The sequence below is a fragment of the Nocardia sp. JW2 genome, assembly GCF_051843015.1.
In the GTDB taxonomy this organism is placed as follows: domain Bacteria; phylum Actinomycetota; class Actinomycetes; order Mycobacteriales; family Mycobacteriaceae; genus Nocardia; species Nocardia coubleae.
In genome coordinates this window covers 388,342-404,681 of record NZ_JBPXLK010000002.1, presented here as the reverse complement: position 1 = coordinate 404,681, position 16,340 = coordinate 388,342, and the positions used below count along the sequence as shown (strand labels likewise).

Below are 16,340 nucleotides of genomic sequence, written 5' to 3'. Positions count from 1 at the left end.
GGAGGACCCCATGTGTTGTTGTCCGTCGATCCGCCCCAGCTGAACCCTGACGCACAACCCCTGGAGCATTGACCATGACCGACGCCGCCCTGCCCGAGAACTGGTCGTTCGAGACCAAGCAGATCCACGCGGGCCAGGCCCCCGACGCGACCACCAACGCGCGGGCACTGCCGATCTACCAGACCACCTCCTACACCTTCCGCGACACCGAACACGCCGCCGCGCTGTTCGGGCTCGCCGAACCGGGCAACATCTACACCCGGATCATGAACCCCACCCAGGACGCGGTGGAGCAGCGAGTCGCCGCCCTCGAAGGCGGCGTCGCGGCGCTGCTGGTGGCCTCGGGCCAGGCGGCCGAGACCTACGCCATCCTGAATCTGGCAGGCGCCGGTGACCACATCGTGTCCAGCCCGCACCTCTACGGCGGCACCTACAACCTCTTCCACTACTCGCTGCCCAAGCTCGGCATCGAGGTGTCGTTCGTCGAGGACCCCGACGACCTCGCGCAGTGGCAGGCCGCGATCCGCCCCAACACCAAGGCGTTCTACGGCGAGACCATCGCCAACCCGAGCAGCGCGGTGTTCGACATCCCCGGTATCGCCGGTGTCGCTCACGAGAACGGGCTGCCGCTGATCGTCGACAACACCGTCGCCACGCCGTACCTGATCCAGCCGCTCGCCCACGGCGCCGACATCGTGGTGCACTCGGCCACGAAGTACCTCGGTGGCCACGGCGCGGCGGTGGCGGGCGTGATCGTCGACGGCGGCACCTTCGACTGGACCGTGCGTGACGCCGAGGGCAACGCCAGGTTCCCGGGCTTCACCGAGCCCGATCCGAGCTATCACGGCGCGGTCTTCGCCGATCTCGGCGCACCGGCGTTCGCGCTCAAGGCCCGCGTGCAGTTGCTGCGCGACCTCGGCGCGGCGGTGTCACCGTTCAACGCCTTCCTCATCGCCCAGGGCATCGAGACGCTGAGCCTGCGGGTGGAGCGGCACGTGAGCAACGCGGTCGAGGTGGCGAAGTTCGTCGCCGCGCAGCCCGGTGTCGACGCGGTGCACTACGCGGGTCTCGAGTCCTCGCCCTGGCACGAGCGGGCCAAGCAGCTGGCGCCCAAGGGTGCGGGCGCGATCGTGTCGTTCGAGCTGGCAGGCGGTGTCGACGCGGGCAAGAAGTTCGTGGACGCGCTCAGCCTGCACAGCCATGTGGCTAACATCGGTGATGTGCGTTCTCTCGTGATCCACCCGGCGTCGACCACGCACTCGCAGTTGACACCGGAGGAGCAGCTGGCCGCCGGCGTCACTCCCGGCCTGGTCCGGCTCGCGGTGGGTATCGAGGGAATCGACGACATCCTGGCCGATCTGCGGGCCGGTTTCGCGGCGGCGACGACGTGACTGTGAGCACCGAATCGCCGATCACCCGTCCCGGCACCGGGGTGGCCCTGCTGCCACCACCGGACGGGCGACTCGGCGTGGTCGCCATCGGGGACGTGACGCTGGAGAACGGCGCCGTCGTCCCCGATGTGCGGCTGGCGGTGCAACGGTGGGGTGAACTCTCCCCCACGCTCGACAATGTGGTGCTCGTCGAACACGCGCTCACCGGCGACTCCCATGTCGTCGGTGGGCCCGACGGGGCGCCCGGCTGGTGGGAGGGCATGGTCGGGCCAGGCGCGCCGATCGACACCGACGAATGGTGTGTGATCGCGACCAATGTGCTCGGCGGCTGTAAGGGAAGCACGGGCCCGTCGTCCCTCGCGCCCGACGGAAAGCCTTGGGGCGCACGGTTTCCCTGGGTGACCATCCGCGATCAGGTGACCGCCGAGGCACAGTTGCTCGACCTGCTCGGCATCGAGCGGCTCGGTGCCGTCGTCGGCGGGTCGATGGGTGGCATGCGCGTGCTCGAGTGGATCATCGGGCATCCACAGCGGGTGTCGGCGGCACTGGTGCTCGCCGTCGGCGCACGCGCCACCGCCGATCAGATCGGCACCCAGACCACCCAGATGGCCATCATCACCGCCGACCCGGACTGGCAGGACGGCAACTATCACGGCACCGAGCGCGCGCCGATGACGGGCATGGGCCTGGCCCGGCGCATCGCCCACCTCACCTACCGCACCGAGGGCGAACTCGAGCACCGCTTCGCCAATCACGCGCAGGGTGACGAGGACCCGTGGGCGGGCGGCCGGTACGCGGTGCAGAGCTACCTCGAGCACCAGGCCGACAAGCTCGGCCAGCGCTTCGACCCGGCCACCTATGTGCTGCTCAGCGAGGCCATGAACCGGCACGACGTGGGTCGCGGCCGCGGTGGTGTGGCCGCCGCGCTCGCGTCCACCCCGGTTCCGTGCGTGGTCGGCGGCGTCGACTCGGATCGCCTGTACCCCTTGCATACTCAGGCCGAGCTGGCCGAAGGTCTGCCCGGCTGTGCGGGTTTGGAGATCGTGCACTCCCGCGACGGCCACGACGGCTTCCTCACCGAGGCGGCGGCGGTGTCCAAACTGCTCACCGAGACGATGCGATTGGCCCGCGAAAACCGCTGAGCGCGTTCAGGGCGCGGTGAGCAACGCGACGATCGACCGCACGTAGGCCAGGAGACGTTCGCGCGGATATTCCTGCGGCGAGCTCACCGCCAGCCTGCCGAGCATCTCGGCGACGGTGAGCGTGGAGTTCGCCAGCAGTTCGGCATCCATGCCCGACCAGCGTGGCGACAGCGAGATGCCCACGCGGACAAGCGATTGCGCCCGGTCGAGGATGTCGGCCCGGGAATCGCGCAGCGCGGCACGGTATTCGGCGGGCGCGCCGGCCGGGGTGGCGAGGATCAGTCGCCAGCGGGTCGGATTCGCCAGTGCCACATCGACGAACGCCTCGACCGTCGCCGAGGCGGCCGCCACCGGATCGACGCCGAGCAGGTCTTGCGGCAGGGTGTCGGCGATCTGCTCGAGCCCGCGTTCACGTTCCCGCTCGAGCAGGGCCTCGACGAGTTCGGCACGGGTCTTGAACACCGTGTACAGCACCGGTTTTCCGACACCGGCCTCCTGCGCGACGGCTTCCATGCTCAGTTCGTGCAGTTCCATCCGGCCGAGCACGGTGAACGCGGCGTCGAGCAGTTGCGCGCGGCGTTGTTCCGGCGGCAGGCGCGGGGCATAGCGGCGGCGCGGTCGTTGATCGCGCGTGGCGGTCATCGGTGGCGTTGTATTCATTGCGAGGTTCGCCTCAGCTGTGCAAAGGAGCACGTGCCATGGCCTTCGATCCGACCACCCTGCGCCGCGACGACTACGGATTCTTCGGGCCGGGCTCCCCCAGCTGGAAGGTCTGGGCGGCACCGACCGCGCTCATCGGTTTCCAGCGCGCGGTCACCCTCGAACACTTCGACCCGTTCCTGACCGCCGCCGTGGCCGACTCCCACGGCATCTACGACAACCCGGCCACCCGCCTCGACCACACCCTCGCCTACTTCCTGCTGGTCGCGGTCGGTGACGGACGCACCGCCGTCCAGGCCGCCGAGCACCTGATGCGGGTGCACGCGCCGATGACGGGCATCGAACCGGTGAGCGGCAAGCGCTACAGCGCCAACAGCCCCGACTCCCAGCTGTGGATCCACATCACCGGCTGGCATTCGGTCCTCAAGGCCTACGAGATGTACGGGCCGGGACCGCTGAGTCCCGCAGAGGAGGACCGCTACTGGGCCGAGTGCGCGGTCGCCGCCGAGCTGCAGACCTGTAAGCCGGCCGATGTGCCGCGCGATCGCGCCGAGGTCCGCGCCTATTTGGACCGGGTGCGGCCACGACTGTGTGTCACCGAGCGGGCCGTCGAGGGCATGCATTACCTGCTGTGGACGCCCCCGAGCAAGGGCTGGCACTTCGCGATCGGCAGCAGACTGCTCTCACTGGCGAGCATCCCGAGCCTGCCGCGGTGGATGCGGACCCTCGGCCGGTTCGCCGTTCCGCCGGTGGTCGACCCGCTGGTGCGGATTCCGGCGAAGGCGATCGCCTGGACCGCCGCGCGGCGCGACAACTGGGCGATGATCAAGGCCGCGCCGTATATCGCGCCGATGTCGGGCAAGATCCTGGCCGCGCACGCCGCGTCCGCGCCGCCGCGAACACCGGCGACGATCACGCCGCAGCGAGCCAGAGAGCTCTACGGCAGCAAGGGCGACGCGAGCCTGTGGGCGGAGTCGCGCGTAAGCGAAACTGCCTGACCAACAGGGTGATTCGATGACTACGCCGTGCGGCGCCTGGCGTCCTCGATGCGATTGATGTTCGTCTCGATCCATTCGCGCAGGGCCGTGATCGGCTCACGCAGGCTGCGGCCGAGATCGGTGAGGGCGTACTCGACGCGCGGCGGCACCGTCGGATACACGGTGCGTTCGACGAACCCGTCCGCCTCCAGCTGCCGCAGGGTCTGGGTGAGCATCTTCTGGGAGATGCCGTCGATGCGGCGACGCAGATCGGTGTAGCGCAGGGTGCCCTCGGCGAGCGCGTCGACGATCAGCACGGTCCATTTCCCCGCGATGGTGTCGAGCACTTCGCGCGTCGGGCATTTCGCCGAATACACGTCGGCCGGTAGTCCGCTGAGTTCGTGAATGGTGGCCACCTGATCGAGCTTAACGCACTTTCAGGTGCCTACTTCCCTATCAGATGTAACTCTCCGATAGTTAGAAACATGATCACACAGACACTTTCGGTCACCGACGCCATCCGCACCCGCCGCACCGTTCGCCACTACCGGCCCGATCCGATCCCACCCGGCATCCTTGACGAGCTGCTCGACCTGGTCGTGGAGGCCCCCAGCGCATGGAACATGCAGGACCGGTCCATCGTCCTGATACGCAGCGAACAGGGCCGACGAGCCCTGTCGGCGGCGGCATTCGGGCAGCCGCAGCCGTTGGAGGCGCCCGCGGTGCTGGTTTTCGTCGCCGACCCGCACGCTTGGCGTGGGGCCCAGGCCGATATCGCGGAGCGAGCCGTGGCCAATGGGGCGTGGAACGAGGAGTTCCGGGCGATGTTCGACGGGCGCGCGGAATACCACTCGCTGAGCGAGCGGGGGTTGCTGCGCGAGAACGCGGTGAAGAACGCGATGATCGCGGCCACCTACGTCATGCTCGCCGCGACCGGGCTCGGCTTGGCGTCGGCGCCGATGAACGGATGGGACGAGGCGGCGGTGAAACGCGCGATCGACATCGACCCGGAGTCGGATCTGGCGATCGCCGTGCTGGTGACGATCGGATACGGCGCCGGGACCCCGCCGCATCCCGGGCGCAGGCCCCGCCCGCAGACGGTGTTCGCGGAGCGCTACCCGACGCTCAGCTGACGCCGAGGGTGTTGATGGTGGCCGCGAGGAAGACGATGGCGCTGCCGAGGGCGGTGAGCCAGGCGACGTCGAAGGGCTTGCTGCGCACCGCGAGCAGGCCGACCTGCACGGTCGGCAGGCACAGCCGGAACGCGGCGGCCACCAGCGCCGCGCTGCCGAAGATGAGGGCGCCGCGTCGCCAGCGGTCCCAGGCGACGAAGGCGATCGCGATCACGATCAGCACGCTCACCACGGTCATCGGCAGGTGGCTGCGCAGGTACTGCTGCCACGCGCTCAGCCGCACGACGCGATGCTTGCCGGTGGTCTGCGCCTCGTTCACGTTGCCGATTGTCGCAGTGCGGCGCGCTGTCCGCACACAGGGGCCCGCTACCCTGCTGCGGGTGTTCAATGTGATGTTCCATCAGCCGGTGATCCCGCCGAACACCGGTAACGCGATCCGGTTGGTCGCGGGCACCGGATGCACGCTGCACCTGATCGAGCCCCTCGGGTTCGACCTGTCGGAATCGAAACTGCGCCGCGCGGGCCTGGACTACCACGATCTGGCCTCGGTCACCGTGCACCCCGACCTGGAGACGGCCTGGGCGGCGATCGGACCGCAGCGGGTCTTCGCGTTCACCACTCAGGCCACCACCCGCTACACCGATATCGCCTACCAGCCCGGCGATATCCTGCTGTTCGGCACGGAACCGACGGGCCTGCCGCCGGAGGTTCTCACCGATCCGCACATCACCGACCAGGTGCGCGTCCCGATGCTGCCCGGCCGCCGCTCGATGAACCTGTCGAACACCGCCGCCGTCGCGGTGTACGAGGCGTGGCGGCAGCACGGATTCCCGGACGCGGTCTGATCAGTCGATCTCGAAGCGTTTGAAGCGGGAGGTGGCACCCGCGGTGAGATGGACGGTGGACTTGGGGACGCCGAAATGGTCGGCGAGTAGTTCGATGGCGGCCTTGTTGGCCTTGCCCTCGGTCGCGGGGGCGCGGACGTAGAGGGTGAGGGTGCCGTCGGCGGCGGTTTCGACCAGCGGGCCTTTACGGCTGTTCGGTTTGATCGTCGCCCGCACTGTGGGCACCGGAGGTCTCCTTCGCGGTGTGGGATCGCGGTTTCCGGCGGACAACGCGCAGGACTGCGTAGAGCACGCCGCCGAGCAGGACGAACAGGCCAAGCCACGGCACCGCCTTGCCCGCGAAGACGACCGCGTCGCCGAGCCAGTCGACCAGCGAGTTCCAGCCGGAGACGATGCCGTCCCAGAACGAGTCGGGCTCGCCCGGCGCCTGCTTCTTCTCGGCGGTGAGGGTGATCGTGAGGGTCGACAGGGCCACCTGGTCGTCGAGGCTGCGTTTCTGGGCGGTGAGGCTGTCGAGTTCGCCCTGCCTGCTCGACAGCGCCTCCTCGGCGGCGATCAGGTCGGCGGTGTTGTTCGCGCCCGCGATCAGCGCTTTCAGCCGGTCGACGGAGGCGCGCAGGGCATTGATGCGGGCGTCGAGGTCCTGCCACTGCATGGTGACGTCGTCGCGGTTGGTGCTGATCTCGGTGACCGTGCCCGCGTCGCCGAGGTCGGTGATGAAGGCGTCGGTCTTGTCGGCGGGCACGCGCACGCTCAGCACGGCGCGCGCGACCCGCTTGTCGGTGCCGGGCTGTTCGGTGCGGCTGTCGACGCGCCCGTTCAGCGCCGTCACCCGGTCGACGACGGTGCCCGCGGCGGCGATCGGGTCGTCGGCGGTGATGTCGACCGAGCCGGTGATCACCTCTTTACGGGTCGACGAATCCGACGGTGCGGGACTTTCTTTCGACGGCGCGCCCTCCCGGAAGCCGGGTGCTACCGCGGGAGCGGACGCGTCGAGAGCCCCGGGTTCGGGACTTCGAACGCCTGCTTCGTCGTCTCCGCACCCGGCCAGGAACACCAGTCCGAGCAACGCGATCATCACCACGGCAAGCTTGCGCATGGTCGCAGCGTAATGCGTTGGGGGCGCCGAACGGGGGCGAGTGCTCAGCGGAAGTCGCGGGACCGGGCGACGATGCGCAGGTCGAGGTGTTCCAGATGCTCGGCGACCAGGCTCGCCACCCCCTCGGCGTTCTGGATGCGGCCACGGATGAGCAGGGCGGTCGCGCTCTGGGCCAGGCGCCGGTAGCGGGTCCACAGCCCGACCGAGCAGACGACATTGATCATGCCGGTCTCGTCCTCGAGATTCAGGAAGGTGACACCGGCGGCGGTGGCCGGACGCTGCCGGTGGGTGACCGCACCCGCGACGAGGATGCGCGATCCGTCCTCGACGAGCAGCAGGTCGGCGGCGGGCACCACGCCGAGTGAATTCAGGTGGGCGCGAAGGAATTCGGTGGGGTAGGTACCGGGTGAGATGCCGGTCGCCCACACGTCGGCGGCGGCCAGCTCGAGGGCGCTCATCCCGGGCAACGACGGAGCCTGCGTCACCGCCCCGGTCCCCGGCAACAGATCGGGCCGCTCCCCCGCCGCCGCCCCTGCCGCCCACAACGCGGCCCGCCGCACACTGCTGCCCCGCGTACCGCCGTCCACCACGGCCCTACCCGCAGTCGACACATCGGCATCGGTCACCATCGCCACCCCGCTGTCAGACACAGCCGCATCGACCAGCATGTCGAGAGCACCTGCGGTGGCCAGCGATTCCGCCTGGGTGACAGTCAATTCCACGCGCCCGGTGAGGTCGAGCATCGAGGTGTAAGGGCCGTGTTCGGTGCGTTCGATGACGAGGCGTTCGGCGAGGTCGTCGCCGATGTGGCGGACGGCGGCCAGGCCGAGGCGCACCTCGGTGCCCGCGTTCTCCAGGGTGGGTTCGGCGCGGCTGGCGTTGATGTCGGGGCCGTGCACGAGCACGCCGTGGCGGCGGGCATCGGCGACCAGCGACTGCGGTGAGTAGAACCCCATCGGCTGGGCGCGCAGCAGCCCGGCGCAGAACGCGGCCGGGTGGTGCAGCTTGAACCACGACGAATAGAACACCAGCGCGGCGAAGCTCTGCGAATGGCTTTCGGGGAACCCGAAATTGGCGAAGGCGTAGAGCTTTTCGTAGATGCGGTCGGCGAGGTCGCCGGTGATGCCGTGCAGCTCGCGCATGCCCTGGTAGAGGCGGTTCTTGAGCCGTTCCATCTTCTCCGGTGAGCGTTTGGAACCCATGGCGCGGCGCAGCTGGTCGGCTTCGGCGGCGCTGAAACCGGCGACATCGATGGCCATCTGCATCAGCTGCTCCTGGAACAGCGGGATGCCGAGGGTGCGCGACAGCGAGTTCTCCAGCGCCGGATGGTCGCAGACCGGGGGCTCCTTGCCGTTGCGTCTGCGGATGTAGGGATGCACCGAGCCGCCTTGAATAGGCCCCGGCCGGATCAGCGCCACTTCGACCACCAGGTCGTAGAACTTTCGCGGCTTGAGCCGTGGCAGGGTCGCCATCTGCGCGCGCGATTCCACCTGGAACACCCCGATCGAATCGGCGCGCTGCAGCATCTCGTAGACGGCCGGTTCGGTGAGGTCGAGGGCGTGCAGTTCCACCTTCTCGCCCTTGTGTTCCCACACCAGGTCGATCATGTAGTGCAGGGCCGAGAGCATGCCGAGACCGAGCAGGTCGAACTTCACCAGGCCGACCGCCGCACAGTCGTCCTTGTCCCACTGCAGCACGCTGCGGCCCGCCATGCGCGCCCATTCCACCGGGCACACATCGGCGATGGGGCGATCGCAGATCACCATGCCGCCGGAGTGGATGCCCAGATGCCGTGGCAGACCGTCGAGTTCGCCCGCGAGCTCGAGCACGGCGTCGGGGATATCGGTGCCGGTCTCCTGGCTCACCCCGGACCAGCGGCTCACCTGCTTGCTCCACGCATCCTGCTGACCGGGCGAAAAGCCGAGCGCCCGGGCGGCATCGCGCACGGCCGACTTGCCGCGATAAGTGATCACGTTCGCCACCTGGGCCGCGTAGTCACGGCCGTACTTGGCGTAGACGTGCTGGATGGCCTCTTCGCGCCGGTCGGATTCGATGTCGACGTCGATATCGGGTGGGCCGTCGCGTTCGGGTGAGAGGAACCGCTCGAACAGCAGGTTGTTGGCGACCGGATCGACATTGGTGATGCCGATGGCGAAGCAGACCGCGGAATTGGCCGCGGACCCACGGCCCTGGCACAGGATGTCGTTGTGCTTGCAGAACTCGACGATGTCGTGCACGACAAGGAAGTAGCCGGGGAACTCCAGGTGCCGGATCACCGCGAGTTCGTGCTCGATCTGCTTGTACGCCTCGGGGTTACGTTCGGGAGATCCGTATCGTTCGGCGGCACCGCGATAGGTGATCTCACGCAGCCAGGAGTTCTCGTCGTGGCCCGGTGGCACCTCGAACGGTGGCAGTTTCGGCGCGATCAAGCCGAGATCGAAGGCGCATTCGCGGGCCAGCGCCGCCGCGTTGGTCACCGCGTGCGGGTACGCCGTGAACAGCCGCGCCATCTCCGCGCCCGAGCGCAGGTGGGCGCCGCCGGTGGGTGCCAGCCAGCCGGCCATCTCGTCGAGGCTGCTGCGGGCGCGGATCGCGGCCAGGGCCATGGCACGCCGACGCTGGGCGGGCGCGGCGAAATGCGCTCCGGTGGTGGCTATCACCGGGAGACCGAGCCGATCGGCGAGGGCGACAAGATAGCCGTTGCGCTCGTCGTCGGTGGCGATGCCGTGGTGGGTGAGTTCCACGCTCACCCGGTCGGTGCCGAAGCGTTCGACCAGATCACGCAGGGCCGCTTCCGCTTCGGGCAGGTCTGTGTCACCCGCGAGCAGGTCTTGTTCGAGGGCGGTGCGCAGGTGCCCCTTGCGGCAGCCGGTGAGGATGTGCCAGTGCCCGCTCGCCGCAGCGGTGAGTGTGTCGAGGTCGTAGCGCAGGACGCCCTTCTCTCCCGCCGCCATGTGTGCCGCCGCCATTTCCCGCGAGAGGCGGCGGTAGCCCTCTTGCCCTCTGGCCAGGATCAGCAAGTGTGGACCCTTCGGGTCGGGAAAACCCGTGCGGGGCATCGAATCCGGGGCAGCACCGTGACCGCTCCTCGCCTGCGACAGGTCAGCGTGGCGCAGCAGCCCCGCGTCGGCCGGTTCGGTCGCCGGGCGGCGACCCGTCGACGCGCTGCCCCTGCCGAGATCGCGCGGATCGCCGATCTCGCGCAGCCCGCCGCGCGGAACAGTACGGCGCCGGACCGCATCCCCTCGGCCCGGCGCCGCCTCCGCATCGGTTCCCAGTGACAGTTCGGCACCGAAAACCGTTGGCATTCCCCATTCCCTGGCCGCCTCGGCGAACCGGACGGTCCCGTAGAACCCGTTGTGATCGGTGAGCGCGAGCGCCTCGAGGCCGAGCCGCACCGCCTCCTCCACCAGTTCCTCGGGCGGGCTCGCGCCGTCGAGGAAGCTGTAGGCCGAGTGGGCGTGCAGCTCGGCGTAGGGCACCGCCGGGCCCGCCGGGAGTTCCAGTTCGGGAGCACGGTATTCGCCGCGTTTGCGCGACCAGGCCGGACTGTCGCCCCCATCACCCGGGTGCATCTCCTCGGCCGGGCGGGCACTCGGCTTGCCCGAGAGCACCCGCTCCAGCTCCGACCAGGTCGGCGGCCCGTTGCTCCAACCCACGCACCCGCTCCTCTCCCTACCCCCTCACCTCGATCGCCCTGCCCGACACCTCAATTCGCAGGCAACCGCTCCATCGACTGCGACTCCAGCGCCGCCTCCACATGGGCCAGACCCGCCCGGATCACCGCGCCGTAGGCATCGTTGGCGAGCACGTCCAGGTGGCCACGGGCGATGGTCAGCTGCATGCGCGCCATGTCGAAATCGCCTACCCGACGGTGACTGTCGGCCAGATTCAGGTACAGCGAGGGCAGGAATCCGCGCAGCCCCTCGTCCAGCGGGATGCCCGGCCCGAACACCGCGGCCAGGGCCCGCTGGTCCCACAGCAACGCGCCCTCGGGTAGTTCCTGCACATCGGCAAGGTGATGTGCCACCACGCAGCGATGCAACGGGTCGCCGCCCTCCCCTAGTTCGTCCCAGAGCCGGGTCAGCGCCGCGCGCGCCGCCGCCGGGTCGAATCCGCCGAGCCGCACCGCGGCATAGATGTCCGCCATCCGATCGTCCGCCATGCCCCCAGTATCGCACATACGTTCGAATATCCACCAGAGGCGTTCGAACATATTTTCGAGTTTCTCACAGGTCTGGTCGCGTAACTTACTTTGAAGTAAGTTAGAGGGAGCGAGCTGCAAAGGAGCAGTGATGTCCCAGGTTTCCCCGAAGAACCGGCGCGATCTCACCGGAAGGCACGTGGTGATCACCGGCGCGTCCTCCGGCATCGGACGTGCCGCCGCCCTCGCCGTGGCCGACAAAGGCGCCGTCGTCCTGCTGCTGGCCCGGCGCGGCGACGAGCTGGCCCAGGTGGTCGACGAGATCCGCGCGGCGGGCGGGCAGGCGCACGGCTACCAGTGCGATGTGACCGACGCCGAATCCGTCGAATCGACCGTCAAGACCATCCTCGACCAGCACGATCACGTCGACATGCTGGTCAACAACGCCGGCCGGTCCATCCGCCGCGCCATCCACCGTTCCACCGACCGCCTGCACGACTACGAGCGCACCATGGCGGTCAACTACTTCGGCGCGCTGCGGATGACTATGGCGTTGCTGCCGCAGATGCGCGAACGCGGCTTCGGCCACATCGTCAACATCTCCAGCGCGGGCGTGCAGGTGGCGACGCCGCGCTTCTCCGCCTACCTCGCCAGCAAGGCGGCGCTGGACAAGTTCACCGAGGTGGCGGCCGTCGAAACCCTTGCCGACGGTGTCACTTTCACCACCATCCACATGCCGCTCGTGCGCACACCCATGATCGCCCCGACCGGCGAACAGGGTCCCGCCGAATCACCGGAATGGGCCGCGGCCACCATCGTCCGCGCCCTCACCGAACGCCCCAAACGCATCGACGTCCCCCTCGGCACCCTCGCCGAGTACGGCGCCCTGTTCACCCCCAAACTCCGCGACCGCATCCTGCACCGCTACTACCGCGCCATCCCGGATTCCCCCGCGGCCAAGGGTGAGGCCAGCACCCCCGATCCCGACCCCGCACCCCTGGCACCCCAGCCGGAGCCGAAGAAATCCCCCGTCCGCACCGCCGCAGGTGCCGCCGTCCGCCGTGCTGCCCGCTGGGTCCCCGGCACTCACTGGTAGCCACTTCAAGATCACCACGGAAGGCCGGCTGCTTCGACTTCGGCCAGCCTCCATGCGGGGTCCTTACGCACGAGCGGATCCGCGAGCTCGGACGGCCGCCGTTGAGAACGGGCGTCGCAGGGGCGGGAGCGATCGCAGGCCTTGCCGGGTGGTGTGCGTGGGTCAGAGGGTGGGGAGTTGTTCGATGGAGACCGGTTCGAGGTAGCCGGCGGGTTTGGGGTTGGCGTTGCAGCTGGCCTGGCGGGGTGTGGCGGAGGCGGTGCGGGTGGTCACGCGCCAGCGGCGGCCGTCGCGGTGGGTGACGACGGCGGCGCCCGCGAGGGTGGGGTCGTGCGTGGGGGTGGGGTCGAGGGTGACGGTGAGGGCGTCGGCGGGGGCCGGGACCTGTTCGCGGACAGCGACTTCGGCGAGCTGGGCGATCGGCGGGTAGCAGCTGCGGCCGCGCAGGCCGGTGAGGGAGACCTCGCCGGTGTCGGCGGCGGCGAGCAGGTCGCGGGCGGCGGGGATGTCGACGCGGCCGTAGGTGAGGCCCGACGGGAGCAGGACGACGGCGGGGGCGAACCGGTGGCCGCCGGTGTGGGACGCCTCCCAGACACGGCCGGGCTGTTCGGCGGCCAAGGCGGCGGCGATCGGGCGGCCGAGACGGGCGCAGCACTGGTCGCGTTTGCCGTGGGCGCAGACCAGGACGATCGGATCGTCCACCCGCACACCGATTTCGGGGGCGGGCCCGTCCACCAGGTGCAGATCGATATCGAAAAGCTCACTCAGGTCGGTGATCTCGAACCGCACACACCACGAGCCCTCGGGCCGAGCACTGGCCAGCAGCACCGTGCGCGTGCCGGTGAACTCGTAGCGTCCGGGACGGCGGATCAGGGTCGGGCGCACCTTCGCCGCCGACGTGCGCGCGGCCAGTTCGGCGGTGATCTCCGGTCCGAGCACCTCGTCACCCAGCACATCGCGCCCCCACGCCCCGGGATGCTCGATACACAGCCACCCCGTGGCGTGCACCGCCGTGCCGAGCAGCGGAAGGTCGGCGGCGGCCGCCGAACACACCATGCCCTCGAACGGATTCGTCACCGCGCCTCCTTTCTCGCTCGCCGGGTCGGTCCCTGACCGGAGTTCACTGTAGAGGCGCCCGGCAGTGCACGGTTCACACCCTCGCTGAGCAGCGGTGACAGCGAAGCAGTCCACGGCCGAGAAGATCGCGCGGTGCTACTCGTAGACCCCCTCGGCATGCCAGTTCTGCTCGTCGTGGACCAGCAGGACCGCGCGGATCTCGGTGGGGCGGGCGTCGAGCTGGACCTGGACGCGGACAGCCGTGGTCGCGTGTTCGGCGGCGGACCACCAGCGTTCCACGACCGGCCACGGACCTGCCCAGCCGAGCAGGGACCACTGCTTGCGGCCCCAGCGCAGGATCGCGGGGTCGGCGGTGAACAGGCCTCGGTCGGTGACGCCGACCTCGGTGCCGTCGGCGGCGGTCAGGTGGACGGTGGGGCGGTGCAGCAGGAGCAGGGTGGGGGCCGGTTCGGGGAGGCGGCCGGGCCACGGGTGGGCGGGGTCCGCGCTCGGGGTGAGTTCGTCCCCGAGGGCGATCATGGTGATGCGTTCGGCGGGGCCACGACCGCCGCTGAGCACCCCGATGCGCACCGCTTCACCGCCGAGCAGACCCTGCACCCGCACCAGCGCGCGCCTGGCGCGTTCGGTCTGTTCCCCCTCACCGCCCCACAGACCCAGCTGCAAGGCGCCCGAGGCGACCACCTCGACCGGTTCCAGGGTGAGCGCGACGATGGGACCGGTCGGGCGGGCGCGATGGGTGAGCCAGCCGTCGAGTTGCCAGCGGACCCGGTCGGCGGTGTCGGACGGGGTGAGCGGGCGCGCGCAACGCCAGATCCTGGTGAGCTCCTCACCGGTCTCGGTGCGAGCGGTGACGGCGAGCCGGGTACACGACACCCCCGCCGCCGACAGGGCCGCGTGCAAGCGGGTGGACAGCTGCCTGCCCGCGAAGGCGGCCGCGTCGACCCGGTCGATGGGTGGGTCGCAGGCCAGCTCGACGGTCAGTTCCGGGGCAGCTCTGCGCGCCGAAGGCGGGCGTTCCGGGAGGGCGCGCGCCATGCGATGGGCGTGCGCGGCGTCGGCACCGAACCTCGACGTCACCTCGGCGGGCGCGAGCTGGGCGAAGTCGCCGATGCGACGTAAACCCAAGCGGTGCAACAGGTCCGCGAGGTCGGCACGGTCCGGTGCGGCCAGGCTCGGTTCGGCCGCGAGCTCGGACACGGGCAGCGACGCGAGGTAGCGCGCGCCCTCCCCCGGCTCGACGATCGCGCCACGTCTGGCCGCGATGACCGCCGTCGACATGGCATCGGCGATCCCGATCTGGGCTTCGGCGCCTGCCACCGCGACCGCGTCGATCAACCGTTCCGCCGCCGCCTCCTCGGACCCGAAATACCGTGTGGCACCCCGCGCCCCGAGCACGATCAGTCCCGGCCGCAACACCTCGACCCCCGGTACGGTGGCATCGACAGCCGCGACCACCGGTTCGAACAGCCGCGCGTCCCGATCCGGGTCATCCTGGGCCACAACGAGTTCCGGACAGCAGCCTTGCGCATCCCGCCTGCGCATCCCACGCCGCACCCCCTCGGCCCGCGCGATCGCCGAACACGCGACAACCCGGTTCCCCCGCAACACCGCGATCGGCCGCTGCGCCGCCACCCCCATCCCGGCCGCCGCCGCCACGGCAGGCCAATCCGGGCACCACACCGCGACCACCCGATCAGCGCGCCCCATAGCAAAACCCCGACCACACGACCCCACACCACACCGCGCTCCCCCACCCCGGCACACTCGACCGCCCCACCATCACGAGCCCACGCGTGAGCAAGGCACCGCACCCTGCGGTAACAGTCGTTGCCCGCACCTTCCTGTGATCGATGCGAGCGCCGCGGACTGCGGTCGATCGGTCGAGGGGCGCGGGGTGCGCGATGACGGTGCTCATGCCCATCGCGCGAAGGTGGGCAACGGACGCGGGGTCACGACACGGCCTCGCGTAAGGCGGTCACTTCGGTTGGGCGGGCGACGTTCTCGCGGGCCAGCCATTCGGTGCGACCCGCGCGGGCGCACAGGTCCATGCGGCCCTGGCGGGGTGGGCCCGCCTTGGCGCTGACGCGCACGTCGAGACAGACCGAGCGCAGGCGACCGCGACCGGGGCCCAGGCCGTCGTAACCGGCGACGCGGGTGTCCAGGCGCAGCGCCGGGTTGGTCCACTCACCGCCCGCGACGACGAGAGTGGTGCCACGGTTGCGGGCGCGGGCGGCGAGCACGCGGCAGCGAGCCGGGGGGACGGCGAGGCCGTGCAGGCCGAGGACCACCAGGTCCAGGCCGTCGAGCAGGACCGCGGCCACCTCGGCGGGGTCGGGACCCGGGTCGGGGACGACCGCGAGCCGCGACAGCTGCGCACCCATCTCGGCGGCAGCCAGCAAACCGAGCCGCGGCAGCCCGACCACGGCCGCGTGGCCACCGCCCGCGGTGACCGAGGCGAGCAGGCCGGTGAGCAGCGAGTGCGCACCGGAGTAGGCGACCACCGACCCCTTCGGCAGTCCGCCGTCGGGAAGCAGGTCGGCCAACGGCGCGGGAACGGGCAGCAGATCGCGGCGAAGTGGCTGTTCACGGGGTATCTGCGCGGCTACCGACGCACCACGTCCCGGCACCGAGGCCATCCGCCTGCGCAACTCGTCGAGCGTGTGCTCGCGCGTGCCCGGCTCGGGCGGCAAACCGTTCGAACCCATCAACACCACCTACTTCCACGATGGACCCGCGAGCGGCGAACCGCTCGTCACCGAAACGACAGCACCGTTCC

At 70.0% G+C, this 16,340-nt stretch carries 16 protein-coding genes; 6 read left to right on the top strand and 10 right to left on the bottom strand.

Annotated elements, in window-relative coordinates; all coding sequences use genetic code 11:
• The first annotated feature begins 74 nt into the window (after positions 1 to 74).
• Together ACSVDM_RS04850 and metX are read left to right on the top strand one after the other, a co-directional pair.
• Complete coding sequence (locus ACSVDM_RS04850) at positions 75 to 1,391, top strand: bifunctional o-acetylhomoserine/o-acetylserine sulfhydrylase (RefSeq protein ID WP_067641316.1); 1,317 nt, start codon at positions 75 to 77, stop codon at positions 1,389 to 1,391.
• Positions 1,388 to 2,533: a homoserine O-acetyltransferase MetX gene (gene metX, locus ACSVDM_RS04845; RefSeq protein ID WP_439263107.1), complete on the top strand. Its 1,146-nt coding sequence runs from the start codon at positions 1,388 to 1,390 to the stop codon at positions 2,531 to 2,533. The genes ACSVDM_RS04850 and metX overlap by 4 nt, the downstream gene beginning before the upstream one ends.
• Positions 2,534 to 2,539: 6 nt before the next feature.
• Here the strand turns inward: metX and ACSVDM_RS04840 are convergent, their stop codons facing one another.
• The gene (locus tag ACSVDM_RS04840) at positions 2,540 to 3,175 is read right to left on the bottom strand and encodes a TetR/AcrR family transcriptional regulator (RefSeq protein WP_439263105.1); all 636 of its coding nucleotides are present in this window, start codon (positions 3,173 to 3,175) and stop codon (positions 2,540 to 2,542) included.
• A gap of 56 nt (positions 3,176 to 3,231) precedes the next feature.
• Here ACSVDM_RS04840 and ACSVDM_RS04835 point away from each other — a divergent pair, with 56 nt between their 5' ends.
• Positions 3,232 to 4,191 (top strand): oxygenase MpaB family protein, encoded by a 960-nt coding sequence (locus ACSVDM_RS04835; protein ID WP_439263103.1) that lies wholly within the window; start codon positions 3,232 to 3,234, stop codon positions 4,189 to 4,191.
• A 20-nt stretch (positions 4,192 to 4,211) separates the two neighbouring features.
• Here the strand turns inward: ACSVDM_RS04835 and ACSVDM_RS04830 are convergent, their stop codons facing one another.
• Positions 4,212 to 4,586, bottom strand: a complete 375-nt coding sequence (locus tag ACSVDM_RS04830) for a winged helix-turn-helix transcriptional regulator (RefSeq protein ID WP_181697604.1) — start codon at positions 4,584 to 4,586, stop codon at positions 4,212 to 4,214.
• 69 nt (positions 4,587 to 4,655) lie between these two features.
• Here ACSVDM_RS04830 and ACSVDM_RS04825 point away from each other — a divergent pair, with 69 nt between their 5' ends.
• Positions 4,656 to 5,303 (top strand): nitroreductase family protein, encoded by a 648-nt coding sequence (locus ACSVDM_RS04825; RefSeq protein ID WP_439263101.1) that lies wholly within the window; start codon positions 4,656 to 4,658, stop codon positions 5,301 to 5,303.
• On the opposite strand, the gene ACSVDM_RS04820 is transcribed toward ACSVDM_RS04825, so the two are convergent.
• Positions 5,296 to 5,622, bottom strand: coding sequence for a DUF3017 domain-containing protein (locus tag ACSVDM_RS04820; RefSeq protein WP_243749857.1), 327 nt, complete (start codon positions 5,620 to 5,622; stop codon positions 5,296 to 5,298). The two genes, ACSVDM_RS04825 and ACSVDM_RS04820, sit on opposite strands and share 8 nt — an antisense overlap.
• 61 nt (positions 5,623 to 5,683) lie before the next feature.
• On the opposite strand from ACSVDM_RS04820, the gene ACSVDM_RS04815 reads away from it, so the two are divergent.
• The gene (locus ACSVDM_RS04815; RefSeq protein WP_067491179.1) at positions 5,684 to 6,148 is read left to right on the top strand and encodes a tRNA (cytidine(34)-2'-O)-methyltransferase; all 465 of its coding nucleotides are present in this window, start codon (positions 5,684 to 5,686) and stop codon (positions 6,146 to 6,148) included.
• Here ACSVDM_RS04815 and ACSVDM_RS04810 read toward each other — a convergent pair whose 3' ends face one another.
• Genes ACSVDM_RS04810 through ACSVDM_RS04795 form a run of 4 tightly spaced genes read right to left on the bottom strand, consistent with a single transcriptional unit; the run spans position 6,149 to position 11,412 of the window.
• The gene (locus ACSVDM_RS04810; protein WP_067641305.1) at positions 6,149 to 6,373 is read right to left on the bottom strand and encodes a DUF167 domain-containing protein; all 225 of its coding nucleotides are present in this window, start codon (positions 6,371 to 6,373) and stop codon (positions 6,149 to 6,151) included.
• Entirely contained in the window at positions 6,333 to 7,247 is a 915-nt protein-coding gene (locus ACSVDM_RS04805) for a DUF4349 domain-containing protein (protein WP_439263098.1), read from the bottom strand. Before ACSVDM_RS04805 ends, ACSVDM_RS04810 begins: the two co-directional genes overlap by 41 nt.
• Positions 7,248 to 7,291: 44 nt before the next feature.
• Complete coding sequence (locus tag ACSVDM_RS04800; protein WP_439263096.1) at positions 7,292 to 10,906, bottom strand: error-prone DNA polymerase; 3,615 nt, start codon at positions 10,904 to 10,906, stop codon at positions 7,292 to 7,294.
• Positions 10,907 to 10,956: 50 nt separating this feature from the next.
• Positions 10,957 to 11,412, bottom strand: coding sequence for a hypothetical protein (locus ACSVDM_RS04795; protein ID WP_084457285.1), 456 nt, complete (start codon positions 11,410 to 11,412; stop codon positions 10,957 to 10,959).
• 130 nt (positions 11,413 to 11,542) lie between these two features.
• Here ACSVDM_RS04795 and ACSVDM_RS04790 point away from each other — a divergent pair, with 130 nt between their 5' ends.
• On the top strand, positions 11,543 to 12,487 hold the full coding sequence (locus ACSVDM_RS04790) for an SDR family NAD(P)-dependent oxidoreductase (protein ID WP_439263094.1): 945 nt from the start codon (positions 11,543 to 11,545) through the stop codon (positions 12,485 to 12,487).
• A gap of 162 nt (positions 12,488 to 12,649) precedes the next feature.
• Here ACSVDM_RS04790 and ACSVDM_RS04785 read toward each other — a convergent pair whose 3' ends face one another.
• From ACSVDM_RS04785 to ACSVDM_RS04775, 3 genes are all read right to left on the bottom strand, one after another.
• Positions 12,650 to 13,543, bottom strand: a complete 894-nt coding sequence (locus ACSVDM_RS04785; protein WP_439263253.1) for a sucrase ferredoxin — start codon at positions 13,541 to 13,543, stop codon at positions 12,650 to 12,652.
• 156 nt (positions 13,544 to 13,699) lie between these two features.
• Positions 13,700 to 15,271 carry a DNA polymerase Y family protein gene (locus ACSVDM_RS04780; RefSeq protein ID WP_439263092.1) on the bottom strand — a complete coding sequence of 524 codons (1,572 nt, stop codon included), beginning with the start codon at positions 15,269 to 15,271 and terminating at the stop codon, positions 13,700 to 13,702.
• 242 nt (positions 15,272 to 15,513) lie between these two features.
• Entirely contained in the window at positions 15,514 to 16,269 is a 756-nt protein-coding gene (locus ACSVDM_RS04775) for a hypothetical protein (protein ID WP_378668143.1), read from the bottom strand.
• Positions 16,270 to 16,340: the final 71 nt, after the last annotated feature.